Annotated in this window: 17 protein-coding genes; 11 read left to right on the top strand and 6 right to left on the bottom strand. The window is 51.0% G+C overall.

Features of this window, described 5'->3' with window-relative positions; all coding sequences use genetic code 11:
• Window positions 1–4: 4 nt before the first annotated feature.
• The 5 genes from J1782_RS10935 to J1782_RS10915 form a co-directional block, all read right to left on the bottom strand.
• Window positions 5–919, bottom strand: a complete 915-nt coding sequence (locus tag J1782_RS10935; RefSeq protein WP_217153148.1) for a LysR substrate-binding domain-containing protein — start codon at window positions 917–919, stop codon at window positions 5–7.
• Window positions 920–941: 22 nt separating this feature from the next.
• A complete protein-coding gene (locus J1782_RS10930; protein WP_152324259.1) occupies window positions 942–2,063 on the bottom strand; it encodes an endonuclease/exonuclease/phosphatase family protein in 1,122 nt (373 codons plus the stop codon).
• A 256-nt stretch (window positions 2,064–2,319) separates the two neighbouring features.
• Complete coding sequence (gene eptB, locus J1782_RS10925; protein ID WP_152324260.1) at window positions 2,320–3,996, bottom strand: kdo(2)-lipid A phosphoethanolamine 7''-transferase; 1,677 nt, start codon at window positions 3,994–3,996, stop codon at window positions 2,320–2,322.
• A 235-nt stretch (window positions 3,997–4,231) separates the two neighbouring features.
• Window positions 4,232–5,689: a heavy metal sensor histidine kinase gene (locus tag J1782_RS10920; protein ID WP_254303047.1), complete on the bottom strand. Its 1,458-nt coding sequence runs from the start codon at window positions 5,687–5,689 to the stop codon at window positions 4,232–4,234.
• Entirely contained in the window at window positions 5,682–6,356 is a 675-nt protein-coding gene (locus J1782_RS10915; protein WP_152324261.1) for a heavy metal response regulator transcription factor, read from the bottom strand. The genes J1782_RS10920 and J1782_RS10915 overlap by 8 nt, the downstream gene beginning before the upstream one ends.
• Window positions 6,357–6,568: 212 nt before the next feature.
• On the opposite strand from J1782_RS10915, the gene J1782_RS10910 reads away from it, so the two are divergent.
• The 6 genes from J1782_RS10910 (at window position 6,569) to J1782_RS10885 (ending at window position 10,259) form a co-directional block, all read left to right on the top strand.
• Window positions 6,569–7,192: a hypothetical protein gene (locus J1782_RS10910; RefSeq protein ID WP_152324262.1), complete on the top strand. Its 624-nt coding sequence runs from the start codon at window positions 6,569–6,571 to the stop codon at window positions 7,190–7,192.
• A 26-nt stretch (window positions 7,193–7,218) separates the two neighbouring features.
• Window positions 7,219–7,860, top strand: a complete 642-nt coding sequence (locus J1782_RS10905) for a cytochrome b/b6 domain-containing protein (protein ID WP_165058161.1) — start codon at window positions 7,219–7,221, stop codon at window positions 7,858–7,860.
• Window positions 7,853–8,617, top strand: coding sequence for a molybdopterin-dependent oxidoreductase (locus J1782_RS10900; RefSeq protein WP_152324264.1), 765 nt, complete (start codon window positions 7,853–7,855; stop codon window positions 8,615–8,617). Before J1782_RS10905 ends, J1782_RS10900 begins: the two co-directional genes overlap by 8 nt.
• Before the next feature lie 350 nt (window positions 8,618–8,967).
• Window positions 8,968–9,432, top strand: a complete 465-nt coding sequence (locus J1782_RS10895) for an STM2901 family protein (RefSeq protein ID WP_152324265.1) — start codon at window positions 8,968–8,970, stop codon at window positions 9,430–9,432.
• The gene (locus tag J1782_RS10890; protein WP_152324266.1) at window positions 9,426–9,755 is read left to right on the top strand and encodes a DUF1493 family protein; all 330 of its coding nucleotides are present in this window, start codon (window positions 9,426–9,428) and stop codon (window positions 9,753–9,755) included. The genes J1782_RS10895 and J1782_RS10890 overlap by 7 nt, the downstream gene beginning before the upstream one ends.
• 18 nt (window positions 9,756–9,773) lie before the next feature.
• A complete protein-coding gene (locus J1782_RS10885) occupies window positions 9,774–10,259 on the top strand; it encodes a type VI secretion system tube protein TssD (protein WP_217153147.1) in 486 nt (161 codons plus the stop codon).
• Window positions 10,260–10,358: 99 nt separating this feature from the next.
• On the opposite strand, the gene ompX is transcribed toward J1782_RS10885, so the two are convergent.
• Window positions 10,359–10,892, bottom strand: a complete 534-nt coding sequence (gene ompX, locus J1782_RS10880) for an outer membrane protein OmpX (protein ID WP_152324268.1) — start codon at window positions 10,890–10,892, stop codon at window positions 10,359–10,361.
• 397 nt (window positions 10,893–11,289) lie between these two features.
• Here ompX and rhtA point away from each other — a divergent pair, with 397 nt between their 5' ends.
• From rhtA to dps, 5 genes are all read left to right on the top strand, one after another.
• Window positions 11,290–12,264: a threonine/homoserine exporter RhtA gene (gene rhtA / locus J1782_RS10875; protein WP_217153146.1), complete on the top strand. Its 975-nt coding sequence runs from the start codon at window positions 11,290–11,292 to the stop codon at window positions 12,262–12,264.
• A gap of 189 nt (window positions 12,265–12,453) precedes the next feature.
• The gene (locus J1782_RS10870; RefSeq protein WP_208950544.1) at window positions 12,454–13,017 is read left to right on the top strand and encodes a fasciclin domain-containing protein; all 564 of its coding nucleotides are present in this window, start codon (window positions 12,454–12,456) and stop codon (window positions 13,015–13,017) included.
• 64 nt (window positions 13,018–13,081) lie between these two features.
• Window positions 13,082–13,663, top strand: a complete 582-nt coding sequence (locus tag J1782_RS10865; protein ID WP_152324271.1) for a sigma-70 family RNA polymerase sigma factor — start codon at window positions 13,082–13,084, stop codon at window positions 13,661–13,663.
• Complete coding sequence (locus J1782_RS10860) at window positions 13,660–14,337, top strand: anti-sigma factor domain-containing protein (RefSeq protein WP_152324272.1); 678 nt, start codon at window positions 13,660–13,662, stop codon at window positions 14,335–14,337. Before J1782_RS10865 ends, J1782_RS10860 begins: the two co-directional genes overlap by 4 nt.
• 416 nt (window positions 14,338–14,753) lie before the next feature.
• Window positions 14,754–15,257: a DNA starvation/stationary phase protection protein Dps gene (gene dps / locus J1782_RS10855; RefSeq protein WP_015696542.1), complete on the top strand. Its 504-nt coding sequence runs from the start codon at window positions 14,754–14,756 to the stop codon at window positions 15,255–15,257.
• The last annotated feature ends 80 nt before the right edge of the window (window positions 15,258–15,337 follow it).

Genomic DNA, 15,337 nt, shown 5'->3' with positions numbered 1-15,337 from the left:
AGCCTTATTGCAGTAACTGGCTAAAGCGCTGATGCAGGAATTCAACGCAAACCCGCAGTTTTGCAGAATCTGCCAGCCGTGTGGGGTAGACCGCCCAGACGCTGGCTGGCTGGGAAAACTGCGGTAAAACCTGCACCAGTTCACCGCAGTCGATATAAGGCCGGACATCCCACTCAGAGCGCAAAATAATTCCGTGGTGTTTCAGCGCCCACTGCAATACCACTTCGCCGCTGTTGGATGACAACACGCCTTTGACCCGTACGCGCTGTTCCTGCCCTTCTCCGGTCAGCGACCAGATGCCAAACGGGTTGTCGCGCTCTTTGAGCACCAGACACTGATGTCGCGTCAGGTCGTCCGGTGAACCGGGTTCGCCGTGCGTGGCCAGATACTGCGCAGAAGCACAGAGAATACGCTGATGCTGCGCCAGCTTTTTACCGATGTGCTGTTCGGGAATGTCATCGCCGACCAGAATTTCGAGATCAATGCCTTCGGCGACCAGATCAACAACCCTGTCGAACAGGTCGAGGCGCAGGTTCAGCTGCGGATAACGTTCGGCAAGTTCTGCAACAGCGGGCGCAACGTGGCAACGTCCGAAACCGAACGAACTGCAAATATGCACGTTGCCGCGAACCTCACTGCGGGAGTCTGAAACATCACCAATAAACTGGTCGAACGTGTCGAGAATTTGCAGCGCCCAGCGTTGCGCCCGTTCGCCATCTTCAGTCAGGCGAACGCCGCGGGTTGAACGATGCAGCAAACGGGTGTTCAGGGACTCTTCGAGGATCTGAATACGCTTACTGACATAGGCCGGAGACTGCCCGAGTTCGGTCGCCGCCGCGGCAAAGCTTTGCTTGTTCACCACCGCCAGAAAAACCCGTAAGTCTTCAGCCAGCGGCAAGCGGTCACGTTCAGTTGTCATGGATTACGCCCTGGCCCTCACGTTATTTGTTATTGGCCGGTTCATTATTGGCCTGTTTTTTATTAGCAGGATAGATATCCGTGAGTTTTACACCCGCCAGCTCAAGTTTTTCTCTGGCTTCTTCAAGATCGTCATTTTCGATTTCCAGCGGTTCCTGATCTTTCCCCTGACAAGGCGTCAGCGCCAGTTCGACCAGGATCGGGAAGTGATCGGAGCCCATGAAATCCAGTCGTTTCAGATCAATCAGCGTGAAATCTTTGCTGTGGAAAACGTGATCCAGCGGCCAGCGCAGAAACGGATAGCTCGCATGAAAAGTATTGTACATTCCCCGACCGCGGCGCGGGTCAAGCAATCCGCTGATTTTCATAAATAAACGGGTGGTACGCGACCACGCGACGTCATTCAGATCACCGGTCACAATGGTCGGGAAATGCGCTTTCGCGGCGGTATGCCCGACGGCGATCAGCTCACCGTCACGGGCGGTTGATTCATCCGCTTCGGTCGGGCTTGGCGGCCTCGGGTGCAGACAGTGAAGCACCACCTGTTCGCCCGACGGCAGTTCTGCGCGAAAATGCATGGAAGGAATATCTTTCGCCACCAGAAACTGAATTTGCTCGCCGTGCATTGGCAGACGCGAATAGACGTGCATGCCGTAGAGGTTATCCAGCGGGCAGCGAAGGCTGTGCGGGTAATCGGCCTCCAGCGGAGCCATCTGGTCTTCCCACCACTGGTCGGTTTCCAGCAGCACGATAATGTCCGGTTTGTGTTCCTGAATCTGACTGAGTAACTGCGCGCTCTCCCGGTTGGTAGTGAGCACATTGCTGTTCATGATTTTGATACGCGAATGACCGTTGGGCACCGTCTTCTTCACCTGCACGCGGTATAAACGGGTGTAAGGCAGGATCCACCAGCCCTGATACGCCATGCAGGCGACCGTCAGGATAATCACAATGCCGGTCAGCACACCGTCAAAGGGTAAAATCAGCAGTTCAGTCAGAAGAAAAAGCAGGCACAGGGAAACCATTTGCAGGCGAGGGAAATCCCACACACGCACCCACCAGCGCTGATTTTTGGAAAGAGGAAGCAGCGTCAGTAAGGTCATGATGACCGTCAGAACGCAGACGATAATTCGGAGTGCTTGCATCGGTTATCAGCCCTGATAAAGAGAAATCAATTAGTAATACCCTGGATAATTCGTATTGCAGGAAGGCGGCAAGCTGAGGGATCCCGATGAGCTGACATAAGTCAGTGATTCGGGTGAGTAAGCGTAGCCAGCGCACATGCAACGTGAAGTATGACGGGAATTTTGTTAGCCGATTGTGACTCAAAAAGGGTGGAGCGACCAGAAGGATGTCGCCGCCTTTTTCATTCATCAGAAAAAGACGGCGATTTTAGCGGTGTTACTTCGCCGGTGCTGCCGGATCAGGCGTATGGCACCAGTTGTGCTGCTCTACAATCCCGCCGTTTGGCGAGGTGTATCCGATACAGCCGAGAAGGGTGTCGTACAGTTTTTCATGAAATGCCGGTTTCTTCTCAGCGGCCATTTTTTGCAACTGTGCAAAGCTTGCCTTGTTCTGATCGTTAGACAGGAACTTGTCCGACGCCCAGACCATGATCGGCACAGTGCGTTGCTCAACTGGCGCATGATCACGTGGCGTACCGTGGAAATGCATGCTTTTGGAAATCGATTCGCCGTGATCGGATGCGTAGAAAACAATAGCGTTTTTATCGCGCAGCTGATCAAACACCTGCGACAGGAAGTAGTCGGTATAGAGCAGCGTGTTGTCGTAAGCGTTGATCATTTCCTGCGTTGAACAGGAGTCATCGATGCCCATACATTCCGGCTGATATTTGGCAAATGAACGTGGATAACGGTCTGAATACAGGTAATGCGAGCCCTTGGTATGCAGAATAATCAGGTGTTTTCCCTGCGGATGATTAGCCATCGAATCTTTCATTTCATCGACCAGCAGCATGTCATCGACCGGCTTGCCTGCGTTACGTTTTTCAGAGGCGATGTTTTCACGCAATGAATAATCATCGGCGCGGGTTTTGTTGTAGAACCAGGCTTCACTTTGCATGGAATACAGCTCAGAGCTCCAGCCGTTGCTTTTCAGCACGGAAAAAACGTTCATCTCTTTCAGGGTACGCTGTGGCGCTTCCGAAGCGCCGCCCTCACGCACAAACATGCAGCGCAGGGAAAGTTTGGTGGCGGTATCGCAGGAATAGCCCTGCAACGCGACCAGATTTTTCTCTTTGTCGAGGTTCGGCGTGTTATCGCGGTCATAGCCGTAAAGGCCCATGTGGTCACGACGTGCACTCTCACCGATAACGAATACCACGTACATATCTTTGGCATCCGCCGGTGCGGTGTAGGTGAAATGTTTCGCCGGGTCGTAAAGATTTTTGGTGTCTTCGGCCTGGCTGTAGCTGCTGTAGGAGTACAAGCCCAGCGCGGACAACCAGTTGGACGGAGAATAAGTTCCTGCCACGACGCCGCCGTAGCTTGCCATCATGCGGTTACTTTCTTTGTCATGACGATCCTGCACTTTGCCCATCAGGCGGAGCGGCATGTAACAAAGCAGACCGGAGATCACCAGCAGGCCGGTTTTCACCGCCACTTTTTTGAAGGTGGTTTGTTTGAGTGCCGCGCCCGGCAGGGTGCTGAGCCACATCAAAAGTACCGGGATCAGGCTGACGAGCGCCGTCCAGGCCACAAAATGCGTGCCGACAGATTCTTTCGATAAATCAATGGAGTCTGAGGCCAGCGCTGCCGCCAAAATCCCGTAGCCGATATCGACGTTGAACAGGATCATGTAATAGCTGGCCGCCGCCGAGGAAATCACAATGGCAGTCATCAGCACACGGAAAACCGTTTTGCCGGTATAGGAGAGCAGCATACAAAGGAAGTAAACCAGGGCAACACACGCCACCATCTCGACCACGATCGACAGCATATTGTCATAATGCAGCTGACTGTAACGGCGGATGAAAATCGGAAGGTTTAACAGGATCCCAAGATAAAGCGCAATGAAAACAGAAATGCTCTGCAGCGAAAGTGAACGTATTTTATGCATTAGTAATAAATGGCTCTTTTGTGAGTCTGTTTACGTCGTACTGACCGTTCGAACCGGAGGATGGAACCCACTCCTTAGGACTATTCAGACCCCGGGACAAGCATTTTTGTTCAAATGCAAAGGTTTCTGCCATTGTGATAATGTAACCAAATTAACGAAACCCTTACTTTTCAATAAGTAAAAAATGAATTTTCTCTAAGATTTTCTGAACTTTTTCCGAGCCGTTGAAGAATTATTAAGAAAGCCTGTGATCCGGATCGGATAATGGCCCCGGAAATGACAGCGTGAACCGGGTCTCGCCCTGCGGCGAACTCGTTACCCGAACGCTTCCCTGATGCAGCGCCATAATCGCCTGAACTATCGATAAACCGAGACCGCTGGAGCTGCCGCCTTCGCTGCGTGATGCATCGGCCCGGTAGAAACGGTCAAAGAGTTTGCCCAGTTTTTCCGGCGGGATCGGATTGCCCTGGCTGGTCACATCAATCTCCATGCCTTTACCCTGCGGCCGGGCGCTGATCGTGATGGTGCTGCCCTCATCGCCGTAACGCACGGCGTTGGCGACAAGATTGCTGATCGCGCGCTGAAACAAGATAGCGTCCGCATACAAAATCCCCTGCCCTTCGCCGTACAACTCCATTTCACGCTCTTCCGCCAGCCCTTCAAAATATTCCTGAATACGGGTAATTTCAGAGGAAACATCAATACCGGTGATGGTTAAAACAGACCGCGCGTCGGTGGCGCGGGCAAGAAAAAGGATGTTTTCCACCATGCGGGAAATACGTTCCAGCTCTTCCATATTATTTGCCAGCAGCGTTTCATACTCTTCCACCGTGCGCGGCTGGTACAACGCCACCTGGCAATGCCCCATCAGCGCGCCCACCGGCGTGCGGATTTCATGCGCCAGATCGGCTGAAAACTGGGTCAGGCGCTGATAGCCCTCCGAAAGCCTTTCCAGCATGTCGTTGAAAGAATAGATAAGTTGCTGCAATTCCTGCGGCGCATTCTCCGTGCTCAGCCGGGTAGACAGGCTGGACGGATGAATTTGCGTCGCCTCCTGTGCCATGTTGCGTAAAGGCTTTAAGCCTCTGCGGATCACAACATAACCGAGTGCGGCAATCAGCAAATAGGCGAACAGCACGGCGCCAATGATTTCCCAGCGAAATGTCTCAAGCAGACGCGATTCTTCCGTCATGAAATGCGCGCCGGTAATTTCTACCGTTCTGCCATCCTCAATCTGCACACTTGCACGGGCAAAGCGCACCGGCGTTCCGTCCGGCGACATGAGGTGATGCACGGTTTGCAGGGTGAGCGGCTGGCCGTCGGGCACGGGCGCAACCGGCGGTAAGATCAGCTGCGAGGGATTAACGTTAATCAGTGGCGGCTCGCCTTCGAGACGAAAAGTCAGAATATCGCGCTCGTTGCCGAGCATATTTTCAAACAAACCGGGATTACGGCTCAGCTGTGATAACGGAAATTCATTCGCCAGCAGATGGCGGAAATACTGCACGCGTCCGCTGACCTGATAATCCGCGCGGCGCACCAGCTCTTTATCCATCGAATAATAGAGATAAAAACCGACAGCGCTGACCACCAGCGAGGCAATCAGCGCAAACAGTAATGTCGCCCGCAAGGTCAGCGACATCGCTCGTTTTGAGGCAGACGGACGGGCAGTTTCTTTCATCACGTTAGTCATTGCGCACTTCACAAACGTAGCCAATGCCACGCACGGTATGGATCAGTTTCACCTCAAAGGCGCGATCCACCTTGGCGCGCAGGCGCTTAATCGCCACATCCACAACGTTGGTATCACTGTCAAAATTCATGTCCCAGACCTGCGAGGCGATCATGGTGCGCGACAGCACTTCGCCTTCCCGGCGCATCAGCAGCTCCAGCAACATAAACTCTTTATTGGTCAGCGCGATGGTCTGATCCTGACGGGTGACGCGGCGGCGCAGCACATCGAGATTCAGATCGGCGACTGAAAACGTGTCCGGCTCGCGTGCCGTCGGGCGGCGCAGTAAGGTGCGGATCCGCAGCACCAGCTCGGTAAATGAAAACGGTTTAATCAGATAATCATCCGCGCCGAGTTCCAGCCCGTGAATGCGATCCTGCACTTCGTCACGCGCCGTCAGAAACAGCACCGGCACGTCACTTTTTTTACGCAGCACTTCCATCACCTGCCAGCCATCAAGGCCGGGCAGCATGACGTCGAGGATCACGGTGTCATAACCCTCTTCCAGCGCCAGAAACAGACCGTCTGCGCCGTTGCGCGCCAGATCCACGCTGTAACCCGCCTCCGTCAGCCCTTTTTTCAGGTAGTCGCCTGTGCTGACATCATCTTCTATCACCAGTATCCGCATTCAGGCCCTCGGCGCCGCAAGACCATTCTCCCAAAGAATGATTCAGAGGAAGTTTATCAGTTTCATCAGACACCTTTGATGACAATTTTGTCATCAACTTGTCATCAACCAATCCCGGTTTATCGTCCACTCTTAATGAAGTTATTCATCACTGGCCGGTTCAGTGATTCATCTAACAGAATGAAATAACGCTAGAAAATGGAGAGTTGATCATGAACACACCTACACGCCTTGCCGGTTTATTACTGGGTTCCCTTCTGATGTGCAGCGGAATGACATCCGCCTTTGCGGCCGATAACGTGATTAAACCGACGCGCGGAACCATTGATTCAGTTAATGACTCATCGGTGCAAATCACCACACGTCAGGGTGAAAAGCTCGATGTGAAGCTGACTGACCAGACCAAGATCAACGCCGTTACCAAAGGCCAGATCAGTGATATCAAACCCGACAGTTTCATCGGTACCGCCGCAGTTCCGCAGGCTAACGGCACGCTGAAAGCGCTGGAAGTCCACGTCTTCGCACCAAGCCTGCGCGGCAGCGGTGAAGGCTTCAACCCGTTTGAATCTGCTGACGGGAAAATCAATACCATGACCAACGGTACCGTTGGCAAACTGGTCAACAGCAATGGCCGCACGCTGACCGTGAAGTATCACGATGCTGAGAAAACAGTTGTTGTTCCTGACGACGTTCCTGTGGTTCTGCTGGCACCGGGCGACCGCAGCCTGCTGAAACCGGGCACTAAAATCGTGCTGTTCGCCATGAAAGATGACAAAGGTGCGCTGGTTGCCCGTGGCATCGCAGCCGGTAAAGACGGCATCGCGCCACCGATGTAATCAGGCTGTTTAACAGGAGATTTACCGTGAAACCTCAGCCCTCTTCAGTTCGAAAACGCAGGATCCATTCCTGGCCGGTGCGTATCAGCCACTGGATTAATCTTCTGGCAATGATTGGTATGGTGATGAGCGGCTGGGGGATTTATAACGCGGATCCCCTGTTTACCTTTACGTTTCCGCAAAACACCACACTCGGCGGCTGGCTGGGCGGCAACATCGCCTGGCATCTCGCCGTGATGTGGCTGCTGGCGGCTAACGCTCTCTTTTATCTGCTATGGGGCGTTTTCAGCGGCCATTTTAAACGGGACTTTTTCCCGTTTTCAGCCCGCAGCGTCTGGCGCGATACCGTTCGTGCCCTGACCTTCCATCTGCCCCATAAACTCGGCCAGTACAACGCCGTGCAAAAACTGATGTACAGCGGCGTTTTGCTGCTCGGCGTATTGCTGGTGCTTTCCGGCTTATCCATCTGGAAACCGGTGCAGTTCAGCGGGCTGGTATGGCTGTTCGGCGGGTTTGATATTGCCCGATATGTACACTTTTTTGCGATGAGTGGCGTGATGCTGTTTGTGGTCATTCATGTCCTGATGGTGCTGCTGGTGCCGAAAACATTTGTGGCGATGATTACCGGCGGCAAGGTAATGAATAAAGAGGAAAGTGCCGATGAGTGAAAAATCGCAACGGCCAAAAATCATTCTGGAGCCCGATCAGCGCAAGCAGCTGGTGAATATCCAGCGCCGTTTACTGCTGCGCTCAGGATTAACGCTCGGTGCCGTTTCCATGCTGACCGGCTGTAATTTGCAGGACGGCGACGAAGTCGACAAAGTGCTGTGGGCGATGTCGCGCTGGAATGATCGCGTTCAGGGCTGGTTATTTGGCGGGCAGAAGCTGGCGCAAACTTACCGCGCCGACCAGATTACGACACCGTTTCGCTTCAACGCGTATTACCCCGAATACAATGTGCCGGAAATCGACATCCCGAACTACCGGCTGGAAGTGTCCGGACTTGTGCAAAAGAAAGCCTCGTGGACGCTGGAACAACTTCAGCGCCTGCCGCAGGAAAGCCAGATCACCCGGCTGATTTGCATTGAAGGCTGGAGCGCTATCGGGCAGTGGAAAGGCGTGCCGCTCAAAACATTTCTTCAACACGTCGGAGCCGATCTGACGGCTAAATATGTCGGGTTTAAATGCGATGATCGCTATTACTCAAGCATCGATATGGCCACTGCGCTGCATCCGCAAACCATTCTGGCACTGGATTTTGGCGGCAAACCACTGCCTCCGGATTTCGGATACCCGCTGCGGCTGAGAATGCCTACGAAGCTAGGTTTCAAAAACGCCAAACATATCGGCGCGATTTTCGTCACCAATACTAATCCGGGCGGTTACTGGGAAGACCAGGGTTATAACTGGTTTAGCGGGATTTGATAATACCTTAGCCCTTTATTCTATATTCCGGCTGAAATTCAATAAGTAGAATTCATTATCCGAATCAATAATAAAGGGCATTTCCAGTCGTCCCTGCCGGAAAGGCATAATTTCAACTTCATTATTTAAATTACTCGTCTTAAAAAGCTCTCCCTTCATTTAAGCCAGACTGATTAGTGAAATAGTTAACGGCTGATCCATTATATTTTTAAAACCCTGCAAAATAACACATAATATATAACCCAGATCAACAAACAGGCTTTTTAACGACAGAGTCCACTTCCTCTATATTGCTGAATTTCGGCCCGCGTAATATACAAGGATTCATAAACACGCCATTAAGAGAAAGTATGGATACGGTTGAAGAGCTAAAAGGAACCTACTTCTATGCAGGGAAGTCCAACCTGACTGCGGGTGAACTCCTGTTTATGATTTTTTGTGAGAACACGGTAGATCAATTTGGCTTGGGTATCGCAGATTTTGGTGCTGTCGTCGCGTTATACAGTGGAATGAATAACCAGACAACGAGAGGGAAACCCCGAACTGCGATTGAAGGTACGTCTCGCGCTTCGAAAAAAGTAAGAGAAGTGTTCAATCAAGTAAAGTTCCCTTTTGGTATACAACTCCCTACCTGGATTGGAGGCTATACCCCCTGGACTGTACAAAGGAGGATGGTAGCTAAAATTGGAACATTTGTAGGTCGAACCATACCATTAATCGGTGAACTTATTATTCTCTCTGATATTTCCCAAATCCTTTACCGGTCGATACGCGACTATAACATCATAGCCAGAGGCAATGATAAAATATGGTAACTGACAACATTGAACAACGCATAATCGCACTAGTGACTCGAAAAAGTGGAGTTTATCTTTTTAAGAAAAAAAAGTATGACACTTACACAGCAGACTCAAACATTCAGTTTGATGTAAAGCTTGATCAGGATGATGTTGAAGAGTTGATGGAGGATTACTTTTCAGAATTCAACGTTGAAAGAGGCGAGTTTAAAATTGAAACCTATTACCCAGATGTAATTTTTTCATGGAATCCATTTAAAAAACATGTGGTTGACACTCCTGATTTCACTATCGGAATGTTAATAGAATCGGCCAAAGCGGGCCGCTGGTTATACGATTAATAAAAAGGAGTTTTAACGATGGCTGTACCTGTTCACTTATGGCTTAAAGATGATGGCGGCGCGGCAATCCGCGGCTCTTCCGATGTCAGGGGGCGTGAAGGCAGCATAGAATTGAGAGGAATTCATCATAACCTGAGCATTCCCACCGACGGTACAACAGGAAAACTGACCGGCACCCGTCAACATGCTCCATTTCAGTTTGAAAAAGAAATTGATAGCGCATCTCCTTATTTGTACAAAGCTGCCGCAACAGGCCAAACGTTAAAATCGGCAGAAATCAGATGGTACTGCATCAGCGACGCGGGGCAAGAAGTTGAATATTTCAATATCCTGCTTGAAGAAGTCAAAGTGATATCGATTTCACCGGTAATGCATGATACCCGCGAATGTTCGGGAACGGGCCACATGGAAAGCGTTGCCCTGCGCTATGAAAAAATCACCTGGAAGTATAGAGATGGAAATATTCAGTTCGCCGACGCGTGGAATGAACGTGCAACCGCGTGAGAGTAAAATACGTTGAATCCCAGACATAAAAAAACCGCTCTTTCGAGCGGTTTTTGTTTTCGCGATAGGGTAACGGCAAGCGTTACACAGGGCGAAGAATTAGAAGCTGTAACCCACGCCTGCGATCCAGGTGCCAACATCAACACTGCGGATGCGGGACTGTTCGTAGGAAACGTCCAGAGCAACGTTCTGGATTGGGTTGAACTGCAGACCAGCACCGTAAGAGAAACCATAATCGCTGGTGTCTGATTTTTCACGGTTAGCAGTAGAAGCCACGTTTTCGTTGTACTGGAATTTACCGTAGCCCACACCGATCACGCCGTAAGCAGAAACCCAGTCGTTGATGCGGTAAGCAGGACCCGCAGTGATGCCGTAGTATTCTGCTTTACGGTAGTCACCAGAAGTTGGGTTGCTGTCGTCCTGAATGTAAGTGAAAGAGCCGATAACGCCCAGTGGGTTGTTATCTTGCTCGTAACGGTACTTCAGGTTGAAGCCGTTTGCTTTGTTTACAACGCCTTGTGCGTCACCCTGAGCGTAGCCAGCAGAAACGGTGCTGGTACCAGCGAATGCGCTAGAGGAAACACCCAGTGCTACGACGCAAGCTAATGCGGAAAGACATGCAATTTTTTTCATAAACCACCTCAAAAAGAGAAACCAAAGTAACCTTCACGTTCCAAAATATAACAAAAACCAGTGTGAAACTCTGCCTCAATTAAGATGTCCAAAGCATCATATGGTGTAACAGGAAGTTTCCAGTACTTAGTATCTATCTAAATTTATTGAGTTTTTCGTCACTAAAACTATACGATAAACTTATTGAACTTTTTGGAATTAGCTGATATTTCCTAAATTTTTGGGCAAAAAAACGCCACTTTTTGACAATTTTTTAAGAAACTCATTCTGAAAAAACTTTTTTTGAGGATTTTTTCTCGCGTGATTTCCCACTACACTGACTGTGCTTTACCTTTCTTTTCAAAACTATAAATCTGAAGATTCTGGATTCATGGGATCACCTCAAAAGGCGCAATGGATGTCACAGTCAGAACAAAATCAGCCGCAGGACTCTCAGGACGCGGCACATAATAATGGCCCGCCACTTCCCGCGTTACCCCGGAAAGCTTCACCACTGATCGCCATCCTTTTATTACTCGTCGCGATGCTATCATTACAGGGTGGCGCGTCGCTGGCCAAAACGCTGTTTCCGGTCGTCGGGCCGCAAGGGGTGACTGCGCTGCGTCTGGGCATCGGTTCTGTTCTGTTACTTCTCTATTTCCGACCGTGGCGGCTTAAAATGCGCGGCGGTAATTTCCGCGCGCTGCTGATGTACGGCCTCGCGCTCGGTTGCATGAACTACAGCTTTTATCTGGCGCTACGTACCGTGCCGTTAGGGATCGCTGTTGCACTCGAATTCACCGGGCCGCTGGCCGTTGCGATGTTTTCCTCGCGCCGTCCGGTCGATTTCATCTGGGTCGTGCTGGCCGTCGCCGGGTTATTGTTCCTGCTGCCGCTGGGGCAAAGCGCGGGCGGTGTGGACCTGAAAGGTGCCTGTTTTGCGCTGATTGCCGGTGCCTGCTGGGCGATTTATATCCTCGCAGGACAGCGGGCCGGCAGCAGTTATGGCCCCGGCACGGCGGCGATGGGTTCACTGATTGCCGCACTGATATTCTTCCCGATTGGTGCGATTCAGGCGCATACCTCAATTTTCAGCTGGGAGATTTTGCCGCTAGGTTTGCTGATTGCCCTGCTGACCTCGGCCATACCTTATTCGCTGGAAATGATGGCGCTGACCAAGCTTCCGGCGAAAACCTTCGGCACGCTGATGAGCATGGAACCCGCCATGGCGGCACTTTCCGGGATTATTTTCCTGGGTGAGTTCCTGACGGCCTCGCAGTGGCTTGGGCTGGCCGCGATTATTGCGGCATCTGCCGGTTCAACGCTGACGCTCCAACGCAAAGCCAAAATAGAAACGGTCGATATTCCGGGCAATAATCCTTCAGGGAAGTAAATTCATCCCGAATCTTCAAAAAAGCCACGTCATCACGATGTGGCTTTTTTCTTTTCTATCAATATGTTGAAAAACACTTTCGCCTTTTTCATTTTATTTCATCTTTTCCTGCATCCAAAAGCAGGGGGTCATTCGTATGTATAGATGTGAGGCAAGACCTTACCTACTTAACCTGCGAAGGACACCATCATGAAAACATTACTCCGTACTGCTATCTGTGCTTCTCTTCTGCTGAGCACTGCGTCAATGGCTGCAATGATGTCTCAAAACACCACCATGGTCGGTGGCGCTGAAATGTATCCGTCTAAAAATATCGTAGAAAATGCCCTGAACTCTAAAGATCACACCACGCTGGTGGCTGCCGTCAAAGCCGCAGGTCTGGTCGATACCTTACAAGGCAAGGGCCCGTTCACCGTGTTTGCCCCAACCAATGCCGCCTTCGCAAAATTACCAGCAGGCACCGTTGATAACCTGGTAAAACCGGAAAACAAAGCCACGCTGACCAGTATCCTCACGTATCACGTGGTTGCGGGTAAATATGAAATGAAAGATCTCGAAAAACTGCTGAAAAAAGGCAACGGCACCGCAGAGCTTAAAACCGTAAACGGCCAGCCACTGTGGATCCTCAATAACGGCCCGCACAATATTCAGCTTAAAGATGGCAAAGGGAATATCGCCAATATCAGCACTTATGACGTCCAGCAGAAGAACGGTGTGATCGACGTCATTGATACCGTCCTGATGCCAAAATAATACCGACTATACTGAGGGCATGATTTCTTTATGAAACAGCACCTCAGCATGTCAGGACGGGCGAATGCATGACAATTTTTTAGTTAAGCCAACACCAGAGAATGCGCTGGAAGTACAGCGTGAACTGATGAGCGCCATGGCCGTTGGCGATCGACAGGCATTTGAGCAGTTATACCGTCTGACGTCCCCCCGGTTGTTTGCCGTCGCATTACGCATGTTGCGCCGGCACGCCTGGGCAGAAGAAGTTTTGCACGACAGCTACATCACCGCGTGGAACCGCGCCGGTTCGTATAATCCGGCGCTCAGTTCCCCGATGACCTGGCTGACACACATTGTCCGCAACCGCGCCATCGACTGGATGCGCGGGAGCGACAATCAGCTCGATGAGCTGGATGACGACGTCATGAACAGCGACGCCAGCGACGTTGATGAGCCTTTGCAACGGCTGCAACAGGACAGCGATGCCAAAATTCTGGCGGCCTGCCTGGCGCACCTTCCCGCAGAACAACGACAGAGCCTGATCCTTGCCTATTATCAGGGCCTGTCTCACGGCGAGGTTTCCTCACATTTACAACAACCCCTGGGGACGATAAAAAGTTGGATCCGTCGCGCCCTGGATCACCTTAAGAGCTGCGTCGGACTATGAAAAGCAGAAGCCATTATCAGGCTGCCCTCGCAGCCGAATATGCACTCGGCACCTTGCGCGGCGCGGCGCGGATTCAGTTTGAGCGCAAGATGCACGATGACCCGGGGCTAGCGGCTGAAGTCGCCCGCTGGCAGGAGGCGTTTACGCAACTCGATAACCAGATTATCCCGGTGATCCCACCCGCGTCAGTCTGGAAGCGCATTCAGCACAATCTGACGTTACAACCCGATAAGCGCCCTGCTCCGGCGAAAAGACCGGTGCGCGGATACATTGGCTGGGCGCTGGCCGCCGGGCTGGCCGCGTTGTTGCTGATCCCTCACCTTCTGGTACAACCCGCTGCGCCAACGCCGGTCGCCATTCTGGCCAGCAGCGCAGGGCAGCAAAACGGGCAATGGGTGGTCAGCGTCGATATGAGCACGCGCAGCCTGTTGCTGACACCGCTCAGCGCACCGGATCTTGCGGCAGACCGTAGTCTGGAACTGTGGGCGATACCACCGGGTGGTAAACCGCGTTCGCTCGGCTTGCTCAACACTCAGCAACCGACGCAGTTAACGCTGGCCGCAAAAATGCCGGATCCGGGGTATACGCTGGCGATCAGCCTCGAACCTCGCGGCGGCTCTCCAACCGGACAACCTACCGGCGCAGTGCTTTATAGCGGTACGCTGGCGCTGTAATCCTGTCATGTTACTTATATAAAATGGCAGATATTTTTCTGCCGTTTTTGCTAATTCTATTCAAAATAAATAATTACCCGATCTGATTGTTATTCCCAGCCATTAAACATGAGTATCATGAATATATATTCACATCATAAGTTACATTCATAAATATTTATCACGCTTAAATGAAAATAATTATCACTATTAATAATTATGAATGCCGGAATAAAAAACACAATTACGGATGAATCCTATGCACCTGAGAAATCAGTATGATAGGTTAAACAGGTCGACGAGACAGTCCTTTTAGACACACGCTATCAGAACGATAGGAACGACTGTCCTGCAAAATTTCGATTTATTGCTATACTGAATGCAGTTAAGAAATACATTATTTAGCGTTTATTTTAATGAAACAAGGAGATATGAATATGAGTACCGCTAAACTGGTCAAAACGAAATCTTCTGAACTTATCTACACACGCAACGATTTAGATGAGAGTGTTAAACTCAATACCATCAAAGTGCTTAATCGTCTGGTGACTGAATATATCGATTTGTCGCTGATCACCAAACAGGCACACTGGAACATGCGTGGCGCAAACTTTATTGCGGTCCATGAAATGCTCGACGGCTTCCGCACCGCAATTATTGACCATCAGGACACCATCGCGGAACGTGTCGTTCAGTTAGGTGGCGTTGCGCTGGGTACCGTGCAGGTTGTTAACGATAAAACCCCGCTGAAAAGTTACCCGACCAATATCCACACCGTTCAGGAACACCTGAAAGCGCTGGCTGAACGTTATGCTGTTGTGGCTAACGATACCCGCAAAGCCATCAGCGAAGTGGAAGATGAAGACACCGCAGATATCTTCACTGCCGCATCCCGCGACCTGGATAAATTCCTGTGGTTTATCGAATCTAATATCGAATAATCACATTCCGGCACCGCAGGATCAGGCTGCGGTGATTTGAGTGATTAATGCGAGAAAGCCAGTGACGCAAGTCACTGGCT

The sequence above is a fragment of the Rahnella sp. BCC 1045 genome (assembly GCF_019049615.1).
GTDB classification, from domain to species: Bacteria; Pseudomonadota; Gammaproteobacteria; order Enterobacterales; family Enterobacteriaceae; genus Rahnella; species Rahnella contaminans.
This window is presented reverse-complemented; position numbering and strand designations above follow the sequence as displayed.

What these genes read in the sequence shown, in the direction of transcription:
- dps (WP_015696542.1), top strand. Translation starts at nt 14,754, where the DNA reads ATGAGTACCGCTAAACTGGTCAAAACGAAATCTTCTGAACTTATCTAC.
- J1782_RS10885 (WP_217153147.1), top strand. Translation starts at nt 9,774, where the DNA reads ATGGCTGTACCTGTTCACTTATGGCTTAAAGATGATGGCGGCGCGGCA.
- J1782_RS10865 (WP_152324271.1), top strand. Translation starts at nt 13,082, where the DNA reads ATGCATGACAATTTTTTAGTTAAGCCAACACCAGAGAATGCGCTGGAA.
- J1782_RS10935 (WP_217153148.1), bottom strand. Translation starts at nt 919, where the DNA reads ATGACAACTGAACGTGACCGCTTGCCGCTGGCTGAAGACTTACGGGTT.
- J1782_RS10910 (WP_152324262.1), top strand. Translation starts at nt 6,569, where the DNA reads ATGAACACACCTACACGCCTTGCCGGTTTATTACTGGGTTCCCTTCTG.
- J1782_RS10895 (WP_152324265.1), top strand. Translation starts at nt 8,968, where the DNA reads ATGGATACGGTTGAAGAGCTAAAAGGAACCTACTTCTATGCAGGGAAG.
- J1782_RS10890 (WP_152324266.1), top strand. Translation starts at nt 9,426, where the DNA reads ATGGTAACTGACAACATTGAACAACGCATAATCGCACTAGTGACTCGA.
- J1782_RS10900 (WP_152324264.1), top strand. Translation starts at nt 7,853, where the DNA reads ATGAGTGAAAAATCGCAACGGCCAAAAATCATTCTGGAGCCCGATCAG.
- J1782_RS10915 (WP_152324261.1), bottom strand. Translation starts at nt 6,356, where the DNA reads ATGCGGATACTGGTGATAGAAGATGATGTCAGCACAGGCGACTACCTG.
- J1782_RS10920 (WP_254303047.1), bottom strand. Translation starts at nt 5,689, where the DNA reads ATGACTAACGTGATGAAAGAAACTGCCCGTCCGTCTGCCTCAAAACGA.
- J1782_RS10870 (WP_208950544.1), top strand. Translation starts at nt 12,454, where the DNA reads ATGAAAACATTACTCCGTACTGCTATCTGTGCTTCTCTTCTGCTGAGC.
- eptB (WP_152324260.1), bottom strand. Translation starts at nt 3,996, where the DNA reads ATGCATAAAATACGTTCACTTTCGCTGCAGAGCATTTCTGTTTTCATT.
- rhtA (WP_217153146.1), top strand. Translation starts at nt 11,290, where the DNA reads ATGTCACAGTCAGAACAAAATCAGCCGCAGGACTCTCAGGACGCGGCA.
- J1782_RS10860 (WP_152324272.1), top strand. Translation starts at nt 13,660, where the DNA reads ATGAAAAGCAGAAGCCATTATCAGGCTGCCCTCGCAGCCGAATATGCA.
- J1782_RS10930 (WP_152324259.1), bottom strand. Translation starts at nt 2,063, where the DNA reads ATGCAAGCACTCCGAATTATCGTCTGCGTTCTGACGGTCATCATGACC.
- ompX (WP_152324268.1), bottom strand. Translation starts at nt 10,892, where the DNA reads ATGAAAAAAATTGCATGTCTTTCCGCATTAGCTTGCGTCGTAGCACTG.